The 23,877-nt window shown below is 60.3% G+C and carries 25 protein-coding genes; 2 read left to right on the top strand and 23 right to left on the bottom strand.

The window, feature by feature from the left end; translation table 11 throughout:
- The 7 genes from fliR to fliL are packed head-to-tail and all read right to left on the bottom strand — an operon-like array spanning nt 1 to nt 4,283.
- Nucleotides 1–777 carry a flagellar biosynthetic protein FliR gene (gene fliR, locus ACWKV4_RS12145; RefSeq protein ID WP_483832446.1) on the bottom strand — a complete coding sequence of 259 codons (777 nt, stop codon included), beginning with the start codon at nt 775–777 and terminating at the stop codon, nt 1–3.
- A 1-nt stretch (nt 778) separates the two neighbouring features.
- Nucleotides 779–1,048 carry a flagellar biosynthesis protein FliQ gene (gene fliQ, locus ACWKV4_RS12140; RefSeq protein WP_483832447.1) on the bottom strand — a complete coding sequence of 90 codons (270 nt, stop codon included), beginning with the start codon at nt 1,046–1,048 and terminating at the stop codon, nt 779–781.
- Between the two features lie 14 nt (nt 1,049–1,062).
- Complete coding sequence (gene fliP, locus ACWKV4_RS12135) at nt 1,063–1,815, bottom strand: flagellar type III secretion system pore protein FliP (protein ID WP_483832448.1); 753 nt, start codon at nt 1,813–1,815, stop codon at nt 1,063–1,065.
- Nucleotides 1,815–2,285 carry a flagellar biosynthetic protein FliO gene (fliO, locus tag ACWKV4_RS12130; protein ID WP_483832449.1) on the bottom strand — a complete coding sequence of 157 codons (471 nt, stop codon included), beginning with the start codon at nt 2,283–2,285 and terminating at the stop codon, nt 1,815–1,817. Before fliO ends, fliP begins: the two co-directional genes overlap by 1 nt.
- Nucleotides 2,285–2,749 carry a flagellar motor switch protein FliN gene (gene fliN, locus ACWKV4_RS12125; RefSeq protein ID WP_483832450.1) on the bottom strand — a complete coding sequence of 155 codons (465 nt, stop codon included), beginning with the start codon at nt 2,747–2,749 and terminating at the stop codon, nt 2,285–2,287. Before fliN ends, fliO begins: the two co-directional genes overlap by 1 nt.
- A gap of 40 nt (nt 2,750–2,789) precedes the next feature.
- Nucleotides 2,790–3,758 carry a flagellar motor switch protein FliM gene (gene fliM / locus ACWKV4_RS12120; protein WP_483832451.1) on the bottom strand — a complete coding sequence of 323 codons (969 nt, stop codon included), beginning with the start codon at nt 3,756–3,758 and terminating at the stop codon, nt 2,790–2,792.
- 9 nt (nt 3,759–3,767) lie between these two features.
- Nucleotides 3,768–4,283, bottom strand: a complete 516-nt coding sequence (fliL, locus tag ACWKV4_RS12115; RefSeq protein WP_483832452.1) for a flagellar basal body-associated protein FliL — start codon at nt 4,281–4,283, stop codon at nt 3,768–3,770.
- 145 nt (nt 4,284–4,428) lie between these two features.
- On the opposite strand from fliL, the gene ACWKV4_RS12110 reads away from it, so the two are divergent.
- Entirely contained in the window at nt 4,429–7,419 is a 2,991-nt protein-coding gene (locus ACWKV4_RS12110; RefSeq protein WP_483832453.1) for a dermonecrotic toxin domain-containing protein, read from the top strand.
- Between the two features lie 12 nt (nt 7,420–7,431).
- Here the strand turns inward: ACWKV4_RS12110 and ACWKV4_RS12105 are convergent, their stop codons facing one another.
- The 11 genes from ACWKV4_RS12105 to ACWKV4_RS12055 all read right to left on the bottom strand — a co-directional run bounded on the left by ACWKV4_RS12105 (nt 7,432) and on the right by ACWKV4_RS12055 (nt 18,706).
- Nucleotides 7,432–8,859, bottom strand: a complete 1,428-nt coding sequence (locus tag ACWKV4_RS12105) for a flagellar hook-length control protein FliK (protein ID WP_483832454.1) — start codon at nt 8,857–8,859, stop codon at nt 7,432–7,434.
- Between the two features lie 95 nt (nt 8,860–8,954).
- Entirely contained in the window at nt 8,955–9,284 is a 330-nt protein-coding gene (locus ACWKV4_RS12100) for an Hpt domain-containing protein (RefSeq protein WP_483832455.1), read from the bottom strand.
- Nucleotides 9,285–9,306: 22 nt separating this feature from the next.
- Nucleotides 9,307–11,010: a SpoIIE family protein phosphatase gene (locus ACWKV4_RS12095; protein ID WP_483832456.1), complete on the bottom strand. Its 1,704-nt coding sequence runs from the start codon at nt 11,008–11,010 to the stop codon at nt 9,307–9,309.
- A complete protein-coding gene (locus tag ACWKV4_RS12090) occupies nt 11,010–11,318 on the bottom strand; it encodes an STAS domain-containing protein (RefSeq protein ID WP_483832457.1) in 309 nt (102 codons plus the stop codon). Before ACWKV4_RS12090 ends, ACWKV4_RS12095 begins: the two co-directional genes overlap by 1 nt.
- A gap of 88 nt (nt 11,319–11,406) precedes the next feature.
- A complete protein-coding gene (fliJ, locus tag ACWKV4_RS12085) occupies nt 11,407–11,856 on the bottom strand; it encodes a flagellar export protein FliJ (protein ID WP_483832458.1) in 450 nt (149 codons plus the stop codon).
- Nucleotides 11,857–11,862: 6 nt separating this feature from the next.
- Entirely contained in the window at nt 11,863–13,221 is a 1,359-nt protein-coding gene (gene fliI, locus ACWKV4_RS12080) for a flagellar protein export ATPase FliI (protein ID WP_483832459.1), read from the bottom strand.
- A complete protein-coding gene (gene fliH / locus ACWKV4_RS12075; protein WP_483832460.1) occupies nt 13,211–13,972 on the bottom strand; it encodes a flagellar assembly protein FliH in 762 nt (253 codons plus the stop codon). The genes fliI and fliH overlap by 11 nt, the downstream gene beginning before the upstream one ends.
- An 85-nt stretch (nt 13,973–14,057) precedes the next feature.
- Nucleotides 14,058–15,080, bottom strand: a complete 1,023-nt coding sequence (fliG, locus tag ACWKV4_RS12070) for a flagellar motor switch protein FliG (RefSeq protein WP_483832461.1) — start codon at nt 15,078–15,080, stop codon at nt 14,058–14,060.
- On the bottom strand, nt 15,073–16,884 hold the full coding sequence (fliF, locus tag ACWKV4_RS12065; RefSeq protein ID WP_483832462.1) for a flagellar basal-body MS-ring/collar protein FliF: 1,812 nt from the start codon (nt 16,882–16,884) through the stop codon (nt 15,073–15,075). Before fliF ends, fliG begins: the two co-directional genes overlap by 8 nt.
- A gap of 14 nt (nt 16,885–16,898) precedes the next feature.
- The gene (fliE, locus tag ACWKV4_RS12060) at nt 16,899–17,234 is read right to left on the bottom strand and encodes a flagellar hook-basal body complex protein FliE (protein ID WP_483832463.1); all 336 of its coding nucleotides are present in this window, start codon (nt 17,232–17,234) and stop codon (nt 16,899–16,901) included.
- Between the two features lie 95 nt (nt 17,235–17,329).
- Nucleotides 17,330–18,706 carry a sigma-54-dependent transcriptional regulator gene (locus ACWKV4_RS12055; protein WP_483832464.1) on the bottom strand — a complete coding sequence of 459 codons (1,377 nt, stop codon included), beginning with the start codon at nt 18,704–18,706 and terminating at the stop codon, nt 17,330–17,332.
- Between the two features lie 375 nt (nt 18,707–19,081).
- Between ACWKV4_RS12055 and ACWKV4_RS12050 the strand changes: the two genes are divergently transcribed.
- The gene (locus tag ACWKV4_RS12050) at nt 19,082–19,264 is read left to right on the top strand and encodes a DUF1289 domain-containing protein (RefSeq protein WP_483832465.1); all 183 of its coding nucleotides are present in this window, start codon (nt 19,082–19,084) and stop codon (nt 19,262–19,264) included.
- Between the two features lie 41 nt (nt 19,265–19,305).
- On the opposite strand, the gene ACWKV4_RS12045 is transcribed toward ACWKV4_RS12050, so the two are convergent.
- The 5 genes from ACWKV4_RS12045 to ACWKV4_RS12025 all read right to left on the bottom strand — a co-directional run bounded on the left by ACWKV4_RS12045 (nt 19,306) and on the right by ACWKV4_RS12025 (nt 23,720).
- Nucleotides 19,306–20,781 (bottom strand): sigma-54 dependent transcriptional regulator, encoded by a 1,476-nt coding sequence (locus tag ACWKV4_RS12045; RefSeq protein WP_483832466.1) that lies wholly within the window; start codon nt 20,779–20,781, stop codon nt 19,306–19,308.
- 209 nt (nt 20,782–20,990) lie between these two features.
- Nucleotides 20,991–21,284 (bottom strand): flagellar protein FliT, encoded by a 294-nt coding sequence (locus ACWKV4_RS12040; RefSeq protein WP_483832467.1) that lies wholly within the window; start codon nt 21,282–21,284, stop codon nt 20,991–20,993.
- 16 nt (nt 21,285–21,300) lie between these two features.
- Nucleotides 21,301–21,699, bottom strand: a complete 399-nt coding sequence (fliS, locus tag ACWKV4_RS12035) for a flagellar export chaperone FliS (protein WP_483832468.1) — start codon at nt 21,697–21,699, stop codon at nt 21,301–21,303.
- Nucleotides 21,700–21,852: 153 nt separating this feature from the next.
- Complete coding sequence (fliD, locus tag ACWKV4_RS12030; protein WP_483832469.1) at nt 21,853–23,289, bottom strand: flagellar filament capping protein FliD; 1,437 nt, start codon at nt 23,287–23,289, stop codon at nt 21,853–21,855.
- An 80-nt stretch (nt 23,290–23,369) separates the two neighbouring features.
- Nucleotides 23,370–23,720, bottom strand: coding sequence for a flagellar protein FlaG (locus tag ACWKV4_RS12025; protein WP_483832470.1), 351 nt, complete (start codon nt 23,718–23,720; stop codon nt 23,370–23,372).
- Nucleotides 23,721–23,877 lie beyond the last annotated feature (157 nt).

Genomic DNA, 23,877 nt, shown 5'->3' with positions numbered 1-23,877 from the left:
TCACCTCGCCTCTGTCAGTGCACGGAGCCAGCGCAGGGCCTCAGTGGCCAGGGGCTGGTACTGGTTGAGAATGTCCGCCATGTTGATCCACAGGATCACCATGCCCAACACCAGGGTCATGGGCATGCCCACGGAGAAGATATTCAACTGAGGCGCGGCGCGGGTCATGATGCCCAGGGCGATGTTCACCACCAACAACGCAGTGATGGCCGGCAACACCAACAGCAAGGACGCGCCCAGCACCCAGCCCATGCGGGTAACCAGGTCCCAGAACTGCCCGGTAAACAACGCGTGGCCGATGGGCAAGGTGGTAAAACTGTCGGTCAGCACCTCGAATACCACCAAGTGGCCGTTCATGGTCAGGAACAGCAGGGTGACGAGCATGTTGAAGAACTGGCTGACCACCGCCACGTTTACGCCGTTGGTAGGATCCACCATCGAGGCGAAGGCCATACCCATCTGGATGGCCACGATCTGCCCAGCAATCACGAAGGCTTGAAACAGCATATGAATGGACAGCCCCATCAGCGCGCCGACGATGATCTGCTCGCCTACCAGCAACAGCGCGCTCAGGTCCAGGGCATGTACCTCCGGCATGGGCGGCAGCCCTGGCACGATTACCACCGTAATGGCCAGCGAGAGATACAGACGAATGCGCGTGGAGACCATGTTGCCGCCGAACAGTGGCATGGTCATCAATAAGCCCGCTACGCGAAACAGCGGCAGGATGAACATGGCCACCCAGGCGCCGATCTGGCCATCGGTGAGTTGCAGCATGCTAGCCGATCAACCCAGGGATGCTGCCATACAGCGTGGTGATGTAATCCATGAATTCACGCACGATCCAGGGCCCGAGCACGATGAGCGTGACGAGCATGATCAGCATGCGCGGCAAAAAACTCAGGGTTTGTTCGTTGATCTGGGTGGCGGCCTGGAACATGGCGATGACCAGGCCTACCAGCAGGCTGGGCAGCACCAGGATGGCCACCATCAGCGTGGTCAGCCACAGGGCTTCGCGGAACAGGTCTGTTGCGATTTCCGGGGTCATTACACGTCCTCAGGTCAGACGCCGCCGAAGCTGCCGGCCAATGTGCCAATGATCAGCGCCCAGCCATCCACCAGCACGAACAGCATGATCTTGAAGGGCAGCGAAATGATCAGCGGCGAGAGCATCATCATGCCCATGGCCATGAGCACGCTGGCCACTACCAGGTCGATGATCAGAAACGGGATAAAAATCATAAAGCCGATTTGGAAAGCGGTTTTAAGCTCGGACGTCACAAAGGCCGGCACAATGATAGTCAGCGGGGCCTGATCGGCGCTGGGGATGTCCGTGCGGCGTGACAACCGCATGAACAGGTCCAAGTCGCTCTGCCGGGTTTGCGCCAGCATAAAGTCCCGTACTGGCACCTCTGCCCTCGCCAGGGCGTCCTGTGCACTCATACGCTCAGCCAGGTAGGGCTGCAGGGCATCGTTGTTCACCCGGTCGAATACCGGCGCCATGATAAACAGGGTTAGAAACAGCGCCATGCCAGTGAGCAACTGGTTGGAGGGAGTTTGTTGCAGGCCCAGCGCCTGACGCAGGATGGAAAACACGATGATGATCCGGGTGAAGCTGGTCATCAGCATCACAAACGCTGGAATAAAGCTCAGCGCCGTCATGATCGCCAGGATCTGCAGGCTGACCGAATACTCCTGCTGGCCGTTGGCGCCGGTGGTCATGGTAATGGCCGGCAACGACAAGGGGTCGGCCGCCAGCACGGTTGGGGCGAGCAATACCCCAGAAAGCACAATGAGCCAGCGCAGGCTGCGCATTACTTTTTATCCTTATGATCCTTGCCAAGCAGTTCCATGAGCCGCTGAGCGAATTCAGGCGTAACCGGCTCGCCAGGCTTGGGGGCCTCGACCGGGTGTTGCAGTACATGCAAGGGGGTGATGCGCCCAGGCGACAGGCCCAGCAGGATCTGTTCACGCCCTACTTGCACCAGCACCAGCCGGTCCCGTGGGCCCAGGGCGCGCGCGCCAAGCATTTCGATGACCTGCCCACCGCGCGGTTGGTTATGCTGCACCCGACGCAGCACCCAGGCCAGCGCCAGGATCACCGCGACTACGGCCAGTAACCCCAGAGCGGTCTGCCCCAGTTGCGAGGCCATGCCCCCTCCTACGGCTGAAGCGGCAGTAGGGGCTACTGTTTGCGCCGGTGCCGTGGCGGGCACGGTCACAGGCTCAGTGGCAGCCAGCGCCAAGGCAGGTAGCAAGGCCAGACCGGCCGCTACGGCCCTCATCAGCGCAGCTTCTTGATGCGTTCAGCCGGGCTGATCACATCGGTCAGGCGAATGCCGAACTTCTCGTTCACCACTACCACCTCGCCATGAGCCACCAGGGTACCGTTAACCAGCACATCCAAGGCTTCCCCAGCCAAGCGGTCCAACTCGATGACCGAACCCTGGTTGAGCTGCAGCAGGTTGCGAATGTTTATTTCGGTACTGCCCACCTCCATGGAAATGGTCACTGGAATGTCCAGGATCACATCCAGGTTCGGGCCTTCCATGCCTTGGGTTTCTGAGAATTTCGGCGAGGAGCCGAACTCTTCCATCGGCAGGCGAGTACCGGCCGGTTGTGAGGCGGCGTCGGCCTGCAGCAGTGCGTCGATATCGCTTTGCCCGCCATCGCCGGATTCAGTCAGCGCCGCGGCCCACTCATCGGCCAGGGCCTGGTCGTCAGCGGAAGTGTTTTTATCGTCAGCCATGGTGTTCCTCAATATACTCGGTTGATCAGCGCGGCCCGGTTCAGCGGCGCTCTATCGGTGAAGTGACCTGCAATGCCAGGGTACCCTTGTGCGAGCCCAGGCGGGCCTTGAACGAGGGCACGCCGTTGGCGCGCATGATGAGTTCTTCGGGTAGATCCACAGGGATCACGTCCCCTGGCTGCATGTGCAGGATGTCCCGCAGCTTGAGCTGCCGACGGACCACGGTGGCGCTCAAGGGCACCGATACGTCTAGCACGTCTTCACGCAGCGCTTTGATCCAGCGTTCGTCCTGGTCATCCAGGTCGGACTGAAACCCGGCATCGAGCATTTCCCGTATGGGCTCGACCATCGAATACGGCATGGCCACGTGCAAATCCCCGCCGCCGCCGTCCATCTCCACGTGGAAGGTGGACACCACCACCGCTTCGCTTGGGCCAACGATGTTGGCCATGGCCGGGTTGACCTCCGAGTTGATGAACTCGAACGTTACTTCCAGCACCGCCTGCCAAGCCTCTTTGAGGTCCACGAAGGCTTGGTCCAGCACCATGCGCACCACGCGCAGCTCGGTAGGGGTGAATTCGCGCCCTTCGATCTTGGCGTGGCGGCCGTCGCCACCAAAGAAGTTATCGACCAGTTTGAATACCAGCTTGGCGTCGAGAATGAACAACGCCGTGCCCCGAAGCGGCTTGACCTTTACCAGGTTGAGGCTAGTGGGCACGTAGAGGGAGTGGATGTACTCGCCAAACTTCATCACCTGTACACCGCCCACGGCCACGTCGGCGGAGCGGCGCAGCATGTTGAACATGCTCACGCGGGTGTAGCGGGCAAAACGCTCGTTGATCATCTCCAGCGTGGGCATGCGCCCGCGCACGATCCGGTCCTGGCTGGTGAGGTCGTAACTTTTAACGCTGCCGGGTACCGCGGGCGCGTCGGTCTGTACCAGGCCGTCATCCACGCCGTGAAGCAGCGCGTCGATCTCGTCCTGTGACAACAGGTCCTGCATGGCCATGAGGTTTTCCTATTGCAATACGAAATTGGTGAACAGCAGTTGATCCACGACCAGCTTGCCAACCTCTTTCTGAGCGACTTCCTGCACGCTCGCGGTGGCTTTCTGACGCAACATCTCGATGCCTACAGGGCTGGCCAAGGTAGTGAAATCCTGACCCGACAGCAGCATTACCAGGTTGTTGCGGATAACCGGCAGGTGTTCTTTCAAGGCATCGAGCCCCGCCTGGTCGTGGGTCATCAAGGTGATGCTCACTTGTAGGTAACGCTGCCTGCCGTTCTGATTCAGGTTAACGACGAAGGCTGGGTTGAGCGGCTCATAGATCGCCACGGCCTTGGTGGCGGCGGCATCGGCGGCGCCCGGCGCTTTTTCGTCCTTATTAGCCTGGGACTTGTGCATGAAGTACCAGGTTCCACCCACCGAGGCGCCGATCGCCAGCAACAGCGCCACCACAATGATCAGGATGAACTTGAGCTTGCCCTTTTTCTTTTCAGGGCCGGCGCCTGCGTCTTCGTCTTTCTTAGCCATGCCAATAATCCGTCGCGTTAAGAGGATACAGTTGCTTTGGCTCAGGTCGAGCAAGTGTTATGCCATGTTTCCGGCAGATGCGCATATGCACCACCCGATTTCTACAGGCTTGGTCAGGCTTGGTTTTTTTCTTGGAGTCAATACCATGCCTGTAGATGCACATACCCGCGAAATGGCCGAATTGCTCGAGATGAGCCAGCGCTGGTTGAACGATTATCCTGACCTGGGCCAAGCGGCTGAAATTGAAGCCAAGCGGCTGGTACGCTTGCATCCCATGCCTCCGGTGGATGTGCACAGCCTGTACTGGCACCGCTTCGACAATGCCCGCTCTAGCCCACGGGCGTTTACCGGCTGGGCCCACAGCGGCCCACCGGTGCAAAGCCTGAGCCTGCCGGCCTTGGTAGCGCAGCGCTTTCCCTTCGCCGCTCAGGACAACCTGGATCAGCTGGATGTGCTCAGTGGTTTCTACACCGCGCCGGCCGGTGCGGGCGCCTTCGACGAAACCTGCGAAGTGCGATTACTGCCCAGCCAATTGAGCGCTGATTTTTGGCGCGCTGATTTCGCCGGCCACTACCGAACCCGACTGGCTTATTTCTGGCGCACCCGTACCCCCGACTTTATTGCCTTGAGCCGCGCCAGCGCGTTGGCCAGCCTAGGCCATGGCCGCAACCAAGGGCTGTTGAGCGCGCAGGACCTTTCTATTCTGCGTGGCGCCCTGGCCCCTGGGATAGGCCGAGACCTTTCCCCAGGCGCCCTGGGCCGCCTCCTGCCGCCAAGGCCAGAGGTGCGTATCACCGATTTGAGCCTTGCAGGCCATAGCGCCCGACACCTGCTGCGTATTCATAGCGCCCGTGGCGGACAATACTTGTATATCCCTGGCGCCTGGCAAGCCTTTCACCGCTTCGAGTCAGACGACGCCCTGGCCATCTGGTTGGCTGGGCAAACCAGCACGCCCGAAGGCCTGAGGCAACTGCAGCAGCATTTCGCGCCCACGGAAACCGGGATTCGTAGTGCCCTGGCCGAGTTGGCGAACGGCGCCCTGGCGCCAGGATGGCTCGGTGGTGAGGCCTTGCCCTTGGGTAGCGACCCATTTGCCTGGCTGGCTGAGCGAGCACGGGCAGAAATGGAACAGCATGCCCACCAGGCATTGACCAGCAATAACCGTTTGCGCAAGGACGAAGCCATCGCGTTTCTGTCCACGCTGTCGGGGCTGGCACTGAACCTGGCACCGACAGGCTGGCCCATCGCACTGGTGGCGGTGGCCAGTGCCAGCATCGCCACGGGCCTGGATATCGAAAAGGCTGTAAATGCACGCTCCACGGCAGAGCGTACCCAGGCCATCGTTGCTGCCGTGGGCGCCGGGCTGAGCGCGTTGCTGACCTTGCCCTTTTTAACCACCGCAGAGGTGCCCGACTGGCCCTGGGAAGTGGACGAAGCCGAGCCGGTAGCCTTGGCAGACAATACGCCCGTACCCACGTCGCCGGTGTCATTCTGGCCATTGAACGCCCAAGGGATGATCGAGCGTACGGATATGGACTTCCTGTTCGCGGTTCAGCCCTCAATGCGCGGCCAATCCCCTGCCACCTTATTGGAGGAAGGGCTGCCGATCACGTTGCGCTTTGAGAACGTTCCCCCCATGCTCAGCGGCCCGGTGGTCCGGGCCTTTGGAAACGCCGAGGGCGCCCTGGCTCATGCCAAGGCCAATTTCGATGGGCCCTTCCACTTGTTTCGCTTGCATGCCCGTGGGATACGCGTTGTGTCGCTACGCCATAACCTGCGTCTGAATCGAGCCAATACATTGGCGCTGCTCGGCCAGGAGGACCATCAGCTGAGCAGTGAGGACCTCCGGGCCCTGGGCGATGGCGCCTGGCTGGAACATGAAGTGCATGTAGCGGCTGCCGACCTGCACCCTGCGCGGCTGCGCTTGCTATCACCCATGGCTGTGCAGCCTTGGCGGCGGCCTGCGCTGAGCGTTCTACGTGGCGTGCAGCGTCAGCGGCTCAACAGCGTAGTAGCGCCGGGGTTTCTGATCGAGACCGAGGACAGCCTGCGCCTGGTTCGCTTCGACCCCTTCAGTGAAAGCTGGCGCACCCCGGGGGGCACTGCCTTTCGCTATAACGGCGACCGTAGCCTGTTCGAACGCTTCGACGCGACCAACGCCCCTGAGGCTCTGGCACCCACCATCGAGGCCGCAACCGCTGAACTGGGCATGCCTGCTACCTACCCTTGGCAAATTCCAGATTTGCCTACCACTGACCGCCTGCCTTTGCCGCGAATGATCCACAGCGTATGGCTGGGCCGCCGCATGCCCGGCAAACTGGCGGATAACCTGCTGCGCAACGCTACCCAGGCCGGCCTGGGCCAAGCGCCCTTCGACTATCACCTGTACCTGGCGGTCAACGACCCCCTTGACCATGCGCTGACCTTGGCGGACCTGGCTGCGGCGCCGCCCAACCTGCATATTCATAAGCTGGCGCAAACCCAGTTCTTTCGCGAATTCCAAAACACGCCTTACCACCAGCAATACCTGGCGGCTACCCAGGGCAGCGGCATCAACTATGCAAGCGCCACGGACGTGCTGCGCTACCGCCTGGTGCATCATTTTGGCGGCGTATACATGGACGTGGACGATGTGATTTATGCCGGCACCCCCAGCCAGGGGCGCTTCGCCGATCAGCAGTGGACCGTAGCACCGGGGCGCTTGCTGCTCAATGGCCTGGTGAGCGAACCGCGGCTAGGGCTGCATTGCGGCTTCAATACCAGCAACTTCGCCAGCCTACCCAATAACCCTTTGCTGGAGGCCATTTCCGAAGAGAGCTACTTGCGTTATTTGACCAATCGCGACCTGTACCGTCAGCGCCCCTATGAAGGCGCCGACCCCCATGAACAGGTGACCGCCTACGCGCGGCGGATCAATCAGGTCACCGGCCCCGGGGTGTTCAATGATGTGCTTATGGCGCAACAGGCGGATGTGCGCCAATTCCGTTCGGTGTGCCGTATCGCCACGGAACTGTACGTGCCTGCGCGCCATTTGGCCGCCCTGCATAAGCAAATCCGCGTACAGACCCTCCACTATTGCCCGCTGGCGTGGCACATTCGCATTGGCGCCACCTCCAGTTGGTTACATACCCGGTAAGGTAAAGCCGGGTCAGGCGTAGTAATCCACCAGGCTGCTGCCGATCACGGTTTGATTGGCGGCCGCCGCGGCTACCGCGCTGACCTCATCGACGTCATCCACCGCCCCGCCGCCACGGGCCTGGGCGTTGCCGTTGCCCTGGCTGGCGTGGGCCTGGTGCTGCTGTTGCTGCTGAGATTGCCGGGACTGATCAGACACGCTGACGTCAACGTGAGTCAGGCCCTGTTGGGCGAGCATGTCACGCAGCCGATTCTGCTGGCTGTCCAGGGCCTCGCGCACCCCCAGGTGGGCGCTGTGGAAGGTAATCTGGGTCTGTTGATCAGGGGTCACGTCTACGCGGATATCCAGGCGCCCCAGTTCCAGCGGGTGCAGTTGGATGTCAGCGGTTTTCAGGTTCTGGCTGGACAGGTACATTACCCGGTTGACCAAGCCTTCACTCCAACCGCTTTGCTGCATATTCAAGGGCTGCGCCGGTGGCGCAGCCGCCGCCTGGCCCTTGGCACCCACTGCCTGGTTGAGTTGGCCCAGGCGGCTAGTCAAGTCGTCTAGGCGCGTATCGCCCTTGTCCGTGCCTGAACCGGCCTTGAGTTCACCAATCGCCCCCAGCCCATCGGCATCGCTATCAGCCGTGCTTTCAGTCACGGCCTGTTTATCAGCCATGGCCCCCATCAGCTCGGAGAAGGAGGCGTCAGCCACTGGGTCAGTGGCCGCTTGCGCGGGACTGCTCTCGGTGTGCGCATGCACGGAGGTAGTGCCCTGGTCCTTTGCGCTTTGCTCAAGCGCCATACGCAACATAGGCATGTCAGCCAAGGGGTCTGCCGCAGGGTCAAAGGTATCCGCGGAGGCAGGCGTCGGGGTTTGCACGGCCGCTTGCAATTGGGCCGGGTCAACCAGCGGCTGAGGCAGCGTAGTGGGGTCCACCACAGGCGCGGCCACCGGCGCGGTCGCTAGCGTGAGGTCGGTGACAGGGGCCGACGGCGGCGTAGCATCCTCGACAGTGGCCTGAGCCAGCGTGTCTTCTTCGCTGGCTTTATCGCTTGCGGCCTTGCTGTCGTCGGTTTTGCTGCTGGCTTGAGCGTCATCAGGGCTCTGAGTGGCCTTGGGGTCGTCTACCTTGTCGGTGGCGGTATTGTCAGCTTTGCTAACCGGCGAGCGCTTGCCGCTATCGGCAACCGACGGTTTATCGTCTTTGCCTTGTACGGCAACCGCTGGCTTTTTGTCGCTGCTGGCCAAGTGGGTGGCTACGCGCGCGCTAGCCAACGCCGGGGCCTTCTGTGGCACCGCCTTGTGTTCCTGGGCATACACCTGAGCGAAGCTGGAGCCCCCGTCGTTGCCGCTATCAGCCACTTTTGAAGTGGGGTTGACGGCTCCAGGCTGGGCCTTGCCGGTTGCCCCAAAAGGGCTGCCAATTTGCAGTAATGGGTTTGAAGCGACAGCCATGACAGCGACCCCGCAGAGTGGGTGAATGATCAGTTACATGGCTTAAAGCAAAAGGTGGGCCAGGCCGGCCGAGACAACTGTATGCGTTCGAGAGGTCAGCGCTCGGCCAAGAAATACGCCTTCACCTGGTCGAATTCCTCGACGATGCAACGGCGCAGCGCATCAATGTGTTCGTCGGCGGCATCCAGGGGCAGGTGTTCGAGTTGAGCGCAATGGGCGGCAAGGCAAACCGCACCCATGTTGCTGCTGCTCCCTTTAAAGCTGTGGGCGGCTTCACGCAATGGGCGACCATTGGGCAGGCCCCGCAGTTGAGCGAGCCGATGCTCGGAATCACCGAGGTAGGTGTCCACCAGAAGGCTATAATCGTTACCCATGATGTCCTTGAGCGTTGCCAGTACAGCGGCGTCCACAGGCTGTGTGTTCACATTATCCTCCTTGAGCGGCGTATTATGCCTGGCCCTCCCACGCAAATTCCACGCGCGCGCTACGCCCATCGTCAGCCCACTGCGCACTACGGCTCAGTGCCTTGACCAGCTTCACCCCACGGCCCGAATACACCATCCCCAAACCCGACTGGCGCATGGTTTCAGCCACATCGAAGCCTATACCACTGTCTTCGATAGCGATAACCAGCCGCCCGCCGTGCTCACCCTCTGGCTCCACCGTCAGGCCAATCTTCACATACCCCTGTTGCAGTTCCTTGAGCCGCTCTTCACGCAACTGATAGTAGCTGGCGAACCCCTGGGCATCGCGCTTCAAACTAGAGTCTAGCCCTAGCACACCATGCTCCAGGGCATTGGAATACAGCTCGGTCAGCACCGTATACAGGGCGCCGCTTTGGGCACGAAGCCCCTGCACTTCCTGAAGCAGCTGCAACAGGAAAGGCAACGGGTTGTAATGTTTCAGGGTTTCGGCCCGGAATTCGAACGACACTGACCAATCGGTCGGGGTGGGTTGGCCGCGCGCGGACGTCACCGCCACAGGCGGCAGGCTGGCTGAGTCCACAACCTTTACCTGTACCATGCTGACGTCATCGCGGGTTTCCCCATGAAAACGCTGCAATGCCTCGCGAATGTCCTCGAACAGCCGATCACGGTCGGTGTTATGGTCCAGCACCGCCTCTAGGCGCTCCGCGCCGAATAGGGTTTCTTGGTGATTGGCGGTTTCTATCACACCGTCGGACAGTAGAAAGATACGATCCCCCTCCTCCACCGGGTAGACCTGGGTCATCGGGTCAAAGCGTTCGGGCGAAAGAATGCCTAATGGCAAGGCCTTTGAAGGCAATACCAGGCGCTCGCCGTTCTGACGCAGCAAGTAGCCGTCGGGCATGCCGCCGTTCCACACTTCCAGTACGCGGCGGTTCACGCTCACGTTCAGCAAGGTGGCACAGCAGAACATGTCCGGCGGCAGTATGCGTTTGAGCTTGGCGTTCATTTCCCGCAAGGTCTCGGCCAGGCCATAGCCCTTGGCAGTCATGCCATAGAACACGTCCGCCAAGGGCATGGCGCCGACCGCGGCAGGCAAACCGTGCCCGGTGAAATCACCAAGCAACACGTGCAGGTCGCCACCGGGGCTGGCGGCGGCCAGCAGCAAGTCGCCGTTGAACAGCGCATAGGGCGACTGCAGGTAACGGATATTGGCGGCGCCCAGGCAACCGGAGTGCGCTACTTGGTCAAACACTGCCTTGGCCACCCGTTGCTCGTTGAGCAGGTGGCCGTGGTGGCGGGCCAACTCATCACGTTGTTTAAGCACTGTTGCCTGGAGCCTGCGCATGCGCTCCATGGCATGAATCTTCGCCGCCAGGATAATCTGGTTATAGGGCTTGGGCAGGAAATCATCGCCCCCGGCTTCCAGGCAGCGAACCAGGGCATCGTCCTCGGACATGGAGGTGAGGAAGATCACTGGCACCAGTGCCTCCCCCGCCAAGGCCTTGATGCGTCGAGCGGTTTCGAACCCGTCCATCACCGGCATCATCACGTCCAGCAGTACGATCTGCGGCCGCATCTGCTCGAACACCCGCACGGCTTCCTCGCCATTGCCGGCTTGCAGCACATGGTGGCCCTGGCGCCGTACGATGCTCGAAAGCAGCATACGGTCGGTCATGTTGTCGTCGGCGATCAATACCGAGACGGAGGGGCTGTCCGGTAGCATCACGACACGTTGAACAGTTTTTCGAAGTTAGAGATGGCCAGGATCTTACGCGTGTCGGAGCTGATGTTGACCAGGCTCACATCGGCGTTGTCGCCTCCCGCGTAGTCACGCAACAACAGCAGCATTCCCAAGGCAGAGCTGTCCAGATAAGTGGTGTCTTTAAGGTCAATGATGACCTTTGCAGGCTTGGGCGCTTGTCTTTCATAGGCATCCCGAAAAGCCTGGTGACAGCCGAAGTCAAATCGGCCGTTGATCTTGATGTTTAACTCGCGGCCGTCTTCGGACGGCGTTGCGCTTACGTCTGCCATACATCGATCCTTCTCTATGCTTGGGCGTCTTTGAGATAACGAGGCGGGTACACCCAATGTGGGGGCCCACCAGGCTGAAAATCAGGTTTCAATAAGAATCAGACCGTGGCAACCGCTGAGAAAGTTCATCGAGCAACCGCTGTTCACGCTTATCTTCCAACGTACGCGCTTCGGTCATATACCGCAGGACCAGTTTGCGCAGCCCTTCTACCCGTGCGTAGGCTTTCTGCCAAGCGTCACGCGCGTTATTGAAGTTGTTCTGGTGCCAGGCCAGGCTTTTGCGTTGTTGCGCCACGGCTGTTTCGAGTTGGTTAAGAAAGCGCTGGTAATTCATCAGCCACTGCCCGGATACCCCTTTGGTGCCATTGGCAATCCACTGCTGCTGGTAATTCATGCGGAACTGCTCCAGCTCTTGCAGCTTGGCTTCGGCCAGGCGTACCTGCCCCTGGAAGTGGCCCAGGCGCTGGACAGCCGTGCGCTCGGCTTTCTCCGCCATTTCAACGACCGGCGCCAGGCGCGCCGCGCGGCTAACGGCCATGGCTTATCAACCCGGCGCCAAGGGCCGGAACACCGTAGCCAGGCGCTCCATGCTCGCGGCAAGGCTTTCGTTGTCGTGCAGCCCTTGGCGCAGGAAGTGCACCAGCTGTGGATGCAAGCTGATCGCCATGTCGGTCTCGCGATCTCCACCCGCTACATAGGCGCCGACGCTGATCAAATCACGGCTCTGTTGATAGCGAGACCACAACTGTTTGAATTGCTGGGCCTGGGTCAAGTGTTGAGGCGTGACCACCGACGGCATCACCCGGCTGATGGACGCTTCGATGTCGATTGCCGGGTAATGGCCTTCTTCAGCCAGGCGGCGGGACAGCACGATATGCCCGTCCAATACGCCACGGGCAGAGTCAGCGATAGGGTCTTGCTGGTCGTCGCCTTCGGACAACACCGTGTAGAACGCGGTGATCGAACCGCCGCCCGCCTCTGCGTTGCCGGCCCGCTCTACCAGCTTGGGGAGCTTGGCGAATACCGAGGGTGGGTACCCCTTCGTGGCGGGCGGTTCGCCGATCGCCAGGGCGATTTCACGCTGAGCCTGGGCATAGCGGGTCAGCGAGTCCATTAGCAACAGGACATTCTTGCCCTTGTCGCGGAAGTATTCGGCAATACGCGTGCAATACATGGCAGCCCGCAGGCGCATCAGCGGCGCGTCGTCCGCCGGTGCCGCCACCACCACGGAACGCTTCAGGCCCTCGGGACCCAGGCTATGTTCGATGAATTCCTTTACCTCGCGACCACGTTCTCCGATCAGCCCCACCACAATGATTTCCGCTTCGGTAAAGCGGGTCATCATCCCCAACAGCACACTCTTACCCACCCCGGTACCGGCGAACAGGCCCAAGCGCTGCCCACGGCCGACCGTAAGCAGGCCGTTGATGCAGCGGATGCCCACGTCCAGCGGCTGGCTGATGGGGTCGCGGTTAAGGGGGTTGATGGTGGGGCCATCGAGTGGCACCCAGTCTTCGGCACGCATCCGGCCTTTGTCATCGAGCGCGCGGCCGGCGCCATCAAGCACGCGGCCGAGCATGCTCATGCCCATGGGCAGGCGCCCGGTATCAGCCAAGGGCACGACCCGTGCACCTGGCGCGATGCCCGCGGCGCTGCCTACAGGCATCAGAAATACCTTGCTGCCAGAAAAGCCCATGACTTCGGCTTCTACCTGGGAGGGGTAGTAGGAGTCGTCATTGATAACCATACAGCGGGTGCCCATGGCTGCGCGCAGGCCTTCGGCCTCTAGGGTCAGGCCCACCATGCGCAGCAACCGACCCTCCACCACTGCCTGACGTGGCAAGTCTACCGCCGGCGCATAGGTCACCAAACGCCGGGCGAAGCTGGTACGGTCAAGGCGCATCGCTGCTCTCCAGTTCCAGGTGCAGGTCTGCCTCGGCAGGGTGCATGCCCTGTTCGTGCAACTGGTCGAACAGCAGCGCCAAGGCTTGGGTAATGCGGGTTTCCACGCTGCCATCGATGCGGCTGTGCTCGCTCTCTACGCGGCAGCCACCCGGCAAGAGCGCTGGGTCCTCAAGGATTTTCCACTGTTCTTCATGGCGCTCACGTAGCGCCTTGATCTGCTCGAAATCCTGGGGGTTGATAAAAATGCGAATATTGTTGGCGCCCATGGGCAACAGCTTGAGCGCTTCCTGGATCACCCGTTCGATCTGGGACGACTCCATCTTCAGTTCACGCTGGATCACCTGGCGGGCGATATGGCTGACCAGCTCCACCAGCGAACGCTCGATCGCGGTGTCCTGTTCAGCAATAGGCGCCATCAGGTTCGCCATCAGTGTTTCAAGAGGCGCCAAGCGGGCCTGCAGGGCAACCTCGGCTTCTTGACGCACCTTCAGTTGGGTTGCGTGAAAACCGTCACGCTCGCCCACGGCAAAGCCTTCGTTATAGGCTTCCTGGCGAATCGCTTCCACTTCCTCAAGGGTCAGCGGCTGCACTTCATCCAGGGGCACCTCTTCACTTTCGCCAAGCCCCTCCGGTTCAGGCTCTGGCTCCGGCGGTGGCGGGTCGAAACTGGGCAGCCGCCAGACGTCCACGCCCAGTAAATCCTTGGCGCGAATCAGCTCGCTGACCGGTTCCTTGCTCGACTGGCTCATCAATGATTCCTGGCAAACGGATAGGCGATTGGCGCGGCAGCCAAAAGGCTGAGCCGCGCCAATACTAAGACACCTCCTCGGGAGGTTAGATCATCTCTTCGCCGCCCTTCCCGCCCAGTACAATCTCACCTGCCTCGGCCATGCGCCGCGCAATGGTGAGGATTTCCTTCTGGGCGGTTTCCACGTCGCTGACGCGAACAGGCCCCTTGGAATCCAGGTCGTCGCGCAGCAGTTCGGACGCGCGCTTGGACATGTTCTTGAAGATCTTCTCCTTGATACCGTCGTCCGCACCCTTGAGCGCTACCACCAGTACTTCGGAAGACACCTCGCGCAGCAGCGCCTGAATACCACGATCATCTACGTCCTTGAGGTTGTTGAAGACGAACATCAAGTCTTCGATCTGGCCAGACAGCTCGGCGTCGATCTCGCGGATCGAATCCATGACTTGACCTTCGATCGAGCTGTCGAGGAAGTTCATGATGTCCGCCGCACGCTTGATGCCACCCAGGGTGGTCCGAGCCGTGGTCGAGTTGCCGGCGAACTGCTTCTCAAGGATGGTGTTGAGTTCTTTGAGCGCCGAGGGCTGCACGGTGTTGAGCGACGACACGCGCAGCACAATATCCAGCCGCACCTTGTGGTCAAAGTGGCCCAGCACCTCACCGGCTTGGTCCGGGTCCAGGTACGCCACCACGATGGCCTGAATCTGCGGGTGCTCATAACGGATAACATCAGCGACCGCGCGCGGCTCCATCCACTTGAGGCTATCCAGCCCGCTGGTGTTGCCACCCAGCAGAATACGGTCGATCAAACCGTTGGCTTTGTCCTCGCCCAAGGCCTGGGTCAACATTTTGCGAATGTAGCCATCCGAGCCCACGCCCAGGCTGGTCTGGTCGCCCACGCTGGCCACGAACTCGGTCATCACCTCCTCGACCTGTTCACGGTGCACGTTGCGCATCTGCGCCATGGCCACGCCCACCCGCTGCACTTCTTTCGGGCCCATATGGCGAAGCACTTGGGCCGCGTCGGTTTCACCCAGCGAGAGCAACAGAATGGCGGCCTTTTCGACCTTGGTCAGTTTGGGTGCGGCAATCGCCTGATTACTACTCATCTGCGTTGATCCATTCTTTCACGACCTGCGCGACACGGCCCGGGTCTTCGGCCACCAAACTCTTGATTGCGTTCAGTTGGGCGTCATATCCCTCTGTCGGGCTTGGCAGCATGATGCTCTGCGGCCCGCCTAGGCTGACCCGATCATCGGCCAGCTCACTACTCATACCCGTAAAGCCACCTGGGCCGGCCATGCCGCCACCGCCCGGTACCCCTTCGCCGTCCAATGCCAGTTGCTTGGACTTGCCGCCGCCGGTGATGTTGTTGAGCACAGGGCGCAATACACCGAACACCAGCAGGAGAATGAACACTACGCCCAAGCCTTGCTTGACGATGTCCCAGAACCAAGGCTGCTGGTAGAAGGACGGCTCGGCGATGACCTCACCCTTGTCAGGATTGAAAGGCGCGTTGATCACCGTCACGCTGTCCCCACGGCTGGCATCGAAACCGACAGCGTCCTGCACCAGGCGCTGGAAGCGCGCCAAATCGTCGGCGCTCCAGGCAGCATGGGTGATTTCGCCATTGGCCGCGTTTAGCTTGGCTTGGTCATCCACTACAACGGCTACCGACAATCGGGTCAAACGGCCCTGCTGCTGGCGGGTGTGGCTGATGGAACGGTCAAGCTCGAAGTTCTTCGTAGACTGCTGACGCTTGTCTGCCGGGTATGGCGCAAGCATGGGTTGGCCGGTGGCCGGGTCCATGATCTGCTGACCATTGGCGTCAAGCAGCGGTTGCCCAGGCTGAATTGCCCCAGGGGCGCCCGCGGCTGCACCGCCACGTGTGGTTTGTGGCGCAGTGGCTGGGCTCGGCGGCTGGTTGCTCAACGCCCCTGGCACCCCACCATTGCTGCTGCCACTAGAGCGCTGCTCGCTCACCGATTGCTCACTGCGCAGCGCCGGCTGGTCAGGGTTGAACTGCTCGGAGGTCGACTCCACCGCGCTGAAGTCCACCATAGCGGACACTTCGGCCTTGAATTTGTCGTTGCCCAGCACTGGCTGCAGAATGCTCTGTACGCGCTGGGTGAGCATGCCTTCCATGCGCCGAGTGTAATCGAACTGCTTGCCGGCCATGCTCAACTCGGAATTTTCGCCCAAGTCTGACAGCAAAGTGCCTTTCTGATCGACGACAGTCACACCCGAGCGGTCCATTTCCGGCACGCTGGTCGCCACCAGGTTAACGATTGCCATCACCTGACCTGGATCGAGGGTACGGCCGCCGTACATTTCTACCAATACCGAGGCAGTAGGCTTGCGTTCGTCGCGCACGAACACCGAGCTTTTCGGAATGGCCAGGTGAACCCGCGCGCCTTTTACGCCGTTAAGCGCCGAGATGGTCCGTGCCAGTTCGCCTTCCAGGCCGCGCCGGTACCGGGCCGCTTCCATGAACTGGCTAGTACCCAGGCCCTGGTCTTTGTCCAACAGCTCATAGCCAACGTTACCGTCGCCTTGAACCACGCCAGCAGAGGCCAGCTTGAGCCGAGCGCGGCCGATGTCGTCCGCCTTGACCAGCAGCGCGCCAGAGTTGGGCTCCACGGTATAGGGAATGTCCGAAGCGGCCAGGGTATCGGTCACCTGCTTGGCGTCCATCCCTTGCAGGCTGGTCAGCAGGGGGCGGTAGTCAGGTTGTTGCGACCACAGCACCACGGCGAAACCGATCGCCACGCTGGCCGCCAGCCCCACCAACAGGCCCACCTGCCGCAGCACGGGCATCTTGGAGATGTTTTCAAGAAAGGCCATGCCGGGCATAGCTTTGTTGCCTGCCATGCCACTCTTGACCGGTACGTTGTCGGTTGTTGCGTCCGCCATGGCCTAATCTGCCCTCAAACCGGCATTTGCATGATGTCTTGGTAGGCCTGCACCAGCTTGTTACGAACCTGGGTCATTGCCTGGAAGGACACGCTTGCTTTCTGGGAGGAAATCATTACGTCCGTCAGATCGACGCCGCTTTTACCGATCTCGAACGCATTGGCCAGTTCGCTGGCTGCCTGCTGTGTGTCATTAACCTTGCCTACAGCATTGCCAAGCAGGTCAGCGAAGCTACTGCCCCCAGCGGCGCTGACCGCGGAAACGGCAGCGGCTTTGGACGAGCCCATGGCTTCCATCTGCATGGAACGCATGTCCATCATCAAGCGATTGAATTCAACACCTTGGCTCATGGGCTGCTCTCCGGGGCCTGCAAATTTTTGACGCTAACGTCGTCAGTTACCATAGAGGTAGCAAGAGCGATGCCAACGGCAACAAATGCGGTAAATCAGCTGGCGAAGAGGTAGGCCTCCACGTCCATTCCGGCGTCTTTCATTTGAGCAAGCTTATAACGCAAGGTTCGAGGGCTAATGCCCAACCGCTCGGCGGCTTCCTTATGGCGCCCGCGCTCATTGCGCAGGGTATCGAGGATCAATTCGAACTCGCGGCGGCGCAGGTCGTCGCCCAAACCCAGGGTTTCAACGGGTACCGCCGCCTTGGCGGGCGCCTCGGAAACGGTCTGTATAGCCGGGCTGGCCAGGATAGGCAGGCAAAAATCCTGCGCATCGATCACCCCGCCGCGTTGCAGAATCAGTGCCTGCTGCAAAGCGTTGTCCAGCTCACGTACGTTGCCGGGCCAGGCATACGCCTCTAAAGCGGCTTTGGCACGGTCCGACAGCCGGACGTTTTCCAGTTTCATTTTTAAGCTGTGGCGCGCCAGCAGCCGTTCGGCCAACGGCAGGATGTCGGCGGGCCTGTCCCTCAAGGGCAGCCAGGCTAGCGGGAAGGCCGACAAATGATAGTAGAGGTCTTCACGAAAACGGCCCGCAGCCACGTCGTCCTGCAATGCACGGTTGGTCGTGGCCAAGATACGAATATCCAAGGCAATAGGCTTACGTCCCCCTACCCGCTCCACTTCACGTTCTTGCAGCACCCGCAGTAGCCTGGCTTGCAGTGCCAACGGCATCTCGGAAATTTCATCGAGCAGCAGAGTGCCGCCATTGGATTGCTCGAATTTACCCGGCTGGGCGGCCACGGCCCCCGTAAAGGCGCCTTTCTCGTAACCGAAAAGGGTGGCTTCGAGCATGTTGTCGGGAATGGCCGCGCAGTTGAGGGCCACAAAGGGCTGCCCCGCGCGGCTCGAATGGCGGTGAATGTAACGAGCCAATACTTCTTTGCCAGTACCGGATTCGCCGGAAATCAACACCGTTGAATCACTGCGCGCTACCTTCAAGGCCAGGGCCAACAACCGTTGGCTGGCAGGTTCGCAGGCCACCGCGCTTTCACCCTCGCCCAAAGGCAAATGGCCAAGGGCGTAGCGGCTGATCAGTTGCAACAAGGCCTGGGGCTCGAAAGGCTTGACCAGGTAATCCGTCGCGCCCTGCCGCATGGCGCTGACAGCGTGCTCCACGTGGCCATCGGCGGCCATCAGCAGCACCGGTAAATGCGGCCACCCTGCTTGCAGCCGATCCAACAGATCATGGCCGTTCATGCCCGGCATGTTCATGTTACTAACGATCAGGCTGAACGGTTCTTGGGCCACGTGGGCCAAGGCGCTTTGGGCGTCGGCCACTGCCACGGCCTCATGCCCGGCCAGCGTCAAGGTATCGAGCAGGGCCTCACGCAGACCAGGGTCGTCTTCTATCAGCAGTATCTTTAGGCTCATCCGCTCATCAATTCTCGTGGCTCACCGTCAGAAGACGGTCGGGGTACCATAAAGGTGCAATGGATGTGCCGGAGAAATCAACATCGGTAACCCGTGGATACCGTCTTGATACTCATCGCACAAACGGGATTGCTGTAGGAGCCAGCAGAGCTGGCGAATGTGCCGTGAATTGCGCCCGAAGGTTGGGCAGGCGTGCAGGCGAATGTGCCATCTCTTCGCGAGCTTGCGCTCGCTCCCACAGGCGATAGGGGCCACCGTAGCAACTGAGCACGACGGTCATTTAAGCCGCAATTTCAAGGCTGCGGCGCGGTCAGTTGCATACAGCCAACCAGCCAGCCTTGGGCATCCGCCGTGGCGTTATGAGGAGCAATACCCTTGGCAAAAGAAGTCGAAAACCCCTGCGTGTCCATTTGCAAGCTCAACGCCGAGATGTGCGTCAGCTGCGGGCGCCTAAGGCAGGAGATCAAAAAGTGGAAGAAGATGAAACGCCCGGAAAAGAAAGAGGTGGTCGAACTGGCCAGGCAACGCCTTAAGGCCTTGAAGAAAGCGTCCCGCTAGGCCTGCCTGGAATGGCCAGCAACGCTAGCCATTTACCCGGTTCAGTCGTCGCCAGCTTCGTCGCCTTCCCGGCGGCTCATGCCATATTTGCGCATTTTTTCCACCAAGGTGGTACGCCGGATACGCAGGCGCTCGGCGGCCCGGGCCACGATGCCGTTAGCATCGTCCAACGCCTGCTGGATCAGCCCCTGTTCCAAGCCACCCAGGTAGTCCTTGAGGTCCAGGCCTTCCGGCGGCAACAGCGCGCTCGAACTGAAGTCCTGGGCGTGGCCGTTGATGGCTACCCGCTCTTCCAGGTCACTACGCAGGCTGTCCACCAGTTGCTCGTCTTCGTCGTCCACGTAACGGAATTTCTTTGGCAGCTCCGCCACGCCGATCACGCCATAGGGGTGCATGATCGCCATGCGCTCCACCAGGTTGGCCAACTCGCGCACATTCCCCGGCCACGCATGGCGACACAGCGACATGATGGCCGCGGAGTTGAAACGGATGGAGCCACGCTTCTCGTGTTCCATGCGTGAGATCAGCTCGTTCATCAACAAGGGGATGTCTTCTACCCGCTCACGCAACGGTGCCATTTCGATAGGGAACACGTTTAAGCGGTAGTAGAGGTCTTCGCGGAAGCTACCGATCTCGATCATGCTTTCGAGGTTTTTATGGGTGGCAGCGATGATACGCACGTCGATGCTTTGGGTTTTGTTGCTGCCCACGCGCTCGAAGGTGCGCTCTTGTAGTACCCGCAGCAGTTTGACCTGCATGGGCAGTGGCATGTCGCCAATCTCGTCGAGGAACAGGGTACCGCCGTTGGCCAGTTCGAAGCGGCCAGCACGGCTAGTGATGGCGCCGGTGAAGGCACCCTTCTCGTGGCCGAACAGTTCGCTTTCGAGCAGCTCCGCGGGGATGGCGCCGCAGTTGACCGGCACGAACGGCGCGTCGCGCCGCTTGGAATGGTAATGCAGGTTACGCGCGACCACCTCTTTGCCAGTACCGGACTCGCCAAGGATAAGCACGCTGGCGTCCGTATCGGCCACCTGTTGCATCATCTGGCGCACGTGCTGAATGGCACGGCTGGTACCTACCAGGCTGCGGAACAGGTTCGGCTCGCGATGACGGCCGCGGTCCCGAGCCTGATCGTACATTTCCCGGTACACCTGCGCGCGGTGCAGCGAATCCAGCAGCTTGCTGTAGCTAGGCGGCATTTCCAGCGTAGAGAGCACACGCCGACGCTGGTCTTCCGGCAGTTCCAGTTGTGGGCTATCGCCCAGCAACAGCACCGGCAGAAATTCGTCCCAAGCGGCGATTGTCTTTAACAGCCCCGGCAAGCTGGCCGGGGCGCTCAAGGTGCCTACCAATACGCAGAGCACTTCACGGGTGGAGGGTAAGCCTTCGACTACCCGTTGCCAGTCCGCGCTACCACAGGGCAAGTTGTCCTCGCCCAGGAAGCTAAGAATCACCGCCATGTCACGGCGGCGAACGCTATCGTCATCGATCAGCAGAATTTTCGTTTCACGCCACATGCAATAGCAACTTCCCTAGTCAATGCCCGATACGGCCCAATGCCCGCTACGGCGATTTGCCAACTCATGGCTCGAAACCGTGAGACGCCGGAACCCTTCAACCAGGCACTAGTAAAGTCAAAAACAGTGGCGCAGTCAAATTCCTGGCGCGCTAAATGCGTTCAACGGCCTCTCAAGCCTTGCTGCAAAGCGATATTACTTAAACCTGCTCAGCGAAACAGGTGATACACCTTGCTAGCGCTTTGACCCTGACGTACCTGCTTGAGTTCGTCAACCACAGCTTGGCGCTCACCTCTGCTGGCGTCGACCAGTTGGCGGTAGAGCGTGAGCAGGGACTCCAGATTATGGCGAAGCACGGCGGGGTCCACCGTCACGCCGTCGAACAGCCCATCCAGGCACGCCCGGCATTGCAGGTCCAGTTGGCCTATGGCGGTCCAGTCTTTGATCGCCAACGCATCGCTCAAGGCCGCCCGGGTGTATTCGATCCGCTCCAGGGCACTCATGGTCGAGTCCTCGCGATTATTCCTGAGCAACATGGCCGATCGCATCCCAACCAGCCTTGACGGTGATCATCAGGCGAGCAACCTCGTCGACGATGTTCGGGTCGTTCTTACGGTTTGCCTGAATCAACTGCTTCATCATGTACGCATAAAGCTGATCGAGGCGGGCGATGCCTTTTTTGTCGTCGGTCTTTTCAGGGTCCAGGCCTTCGCGCAGGCCACCGATGATTTCGATGGCCTTGCCCAGCAGCATCCCCTTCTCGGCCAGTTGCTCGCGAGCCATGGCGCCTTTGGCCTGGGCCAGGCGGTCGAGGGCGCCTTGCATCAGCATTTGCACCAGGCGGTGCGGGCTAGCTTCCGACGCTTGAGCGTGGGAATTGACTTTCTGGTATTGGCGAAGCGCCTTCATCGGATGCATTGCGGTTGGCCTCGGAAGTGGGCAGTAACGGTGGAACCGAAGGTTCTCTCGTTAAGTTTATCGACACACAGCGCCTGAACTTTATGGCTGGCTGAAATGAAAACGCCCGATAACCTGCGAAGATTACCGGGCGAAAGGCCGCGATCCGCTGAATCAGTCCTTGGACTTGTTCATCGCCTCAAGGGTGTTCAACACACTGTTGCTGGTGGCGTTGAGCTGGGCGACCAGCGTGTCCATGGCAGTGTACTTGGCCGTCAGAATGGCAGTGAGCGACGCGGTACGGCGGTCCAGGGCATCCTGTTGGTCGTCCAGGTCGGTCAGGGTGGCGTTTAGGCTTTTTTGCCGGTTTTCAAGCACTCCGCCGCCCTGGGTGTAGCCTTTGAGGATACCGTTCATCCGGGTGATCAGGCCTTTGTCCCCAGTGAACAAATTGGCAACGTTGCCATACTGGGTTTTCATCGCTGTGTTCCACTTGGTGTCATCCAGCGACAGCAAGCCTGTGGAGGAGTTGGTACCTACCCCCAACTGGGACAACACGCTCAGCGAACCACTGCTGGTGCTCACTTCGGTCAAGGCACCGCGCACCTGGGACACCAACTTGCGCACCATGGCGTCGCCGGTCAGGGCGCCAGCGGAGGTAGTAGCCGAGTCGCTGCTACTGCTGGTAGCCCCGGTGGACGTCACTTTGGTCTGCTTGTTCACCACGGTCATCATGGTGTTATAGGCATCTACAAAGGTTTGCACCGACTTTTTCAAGGTGTCCGTATCGGATGACACGGTAACCGTTGACTTCCCAGCACCTGTCAGTGTCAGGCTAAGCCCGCTCACGGCCGAGGTGATCGCGTTGGAGCTGCTGGTCATCGACAAACCGTCGAGGGTATAAGACGCGTCGACAGGTCTGGCAGTGATATAGCCTGCACTGCTGGTATCACCTGCCGCCAGTTGCTGGGTGCCATCAATGGTCAGCTCGGAGATGCCACTGGTGGAAATATCCGAACCCGCACCGGTGGTAGTGGAGCTAAACACCAGGCGCGAGCCATTGGCATCGGTCACGATGTTGGCGCTAATGCCACTGGAGGACAGCGAAGAGTTGATCGAGTCGCGAACGCTACCCAAGGTCGCCCCGGAACCGATGTCCACCGAATAGCTTTTGCCGCCCTGGGTGATGGCCAAGGTGCCAGAGCTGATCGCCGTGTTGCTGCCACTGCTGAACAGCTTACTGGCGACTTTAGAGGCCGTCGCTATGTTTTTGACGTCCAGTGCATAGTTACCCGGCGAGGCGGTGTTATCCGACGTTGCCTTGACCACGGTTTCCATAGAGGAAGCCGCGTTCAAGCCCATAAAGGTGTTGGTGTTGTTCAACGCAGCCGCCGCGGTTTGGAACGCTTCCAGCGCGCTTTTGAGGCTACCGATGCCGGACAACGTGGTATTGGTGGCCGCTTCGGCTTTTTTGATCTGGCTTTGCTTGGGGCTGGTGGAGGCGTTTACCAAGGCGTTGACGATCGATGTGGTATCGATGCCTGAACCTACGCCACTGACCGAAATCCCGCCGCTCGAGCTGACTGACGTGGTGGATGAAGTACTGGTCATTAATCTTCTCCTGGAGGTCAGCCGCCGAGATTCCGGCGCGCTGCCTTATTCACCGGAACACTACAAGTTCCGTGCCCAACTCACGCTTGCTCATCGAACAACAGGCTGTGAGGGTCCCTTAGGCGCTCGGCCATCTTCAAGGCTTCCTCGGAAGGAAGTTGCCGAATGACTTCTCCGCTTTGGGTCGCGACTATCTTCACCACAACGTCACCTGTGGTTTCGTCGATGGAAAAGTTAAGGTTGCGCTGGTTGGAATCCACGAACGCCTGAATATCCTGAACAGCCTTTTCAACCTGATCACGCTCAACCTTGCCAGCCGGGGCTACGGCATCGTTGCTGGGTTTGGCAGCAGCGAGCGTAGTAGCGTCGACGTGGGTTGGCGTGGTCATGGGTTTACTGACTTCAAGCGCCTTTACTGCATTGACACTCATGTCCATAACCGTCACCTCAGGGTGAAAACAACGAAAGGGCGCGCACCGCGCACCCCCTCGTCATTGACCGTCTGCCTATATTACTGAAGCAATTTCAGTACAGAGGAAGGGATCTGGTTGGCCTGGGACAGGATCGCGGTGGAAGCCTGTTGCAGGG

The sequence above is a fragment of the Pseudomonas artemisiae genome (assembly GCF_057128685.1).
This window is presented reverse-complemented; position numbering and strand designations above follow the sequence as displayed.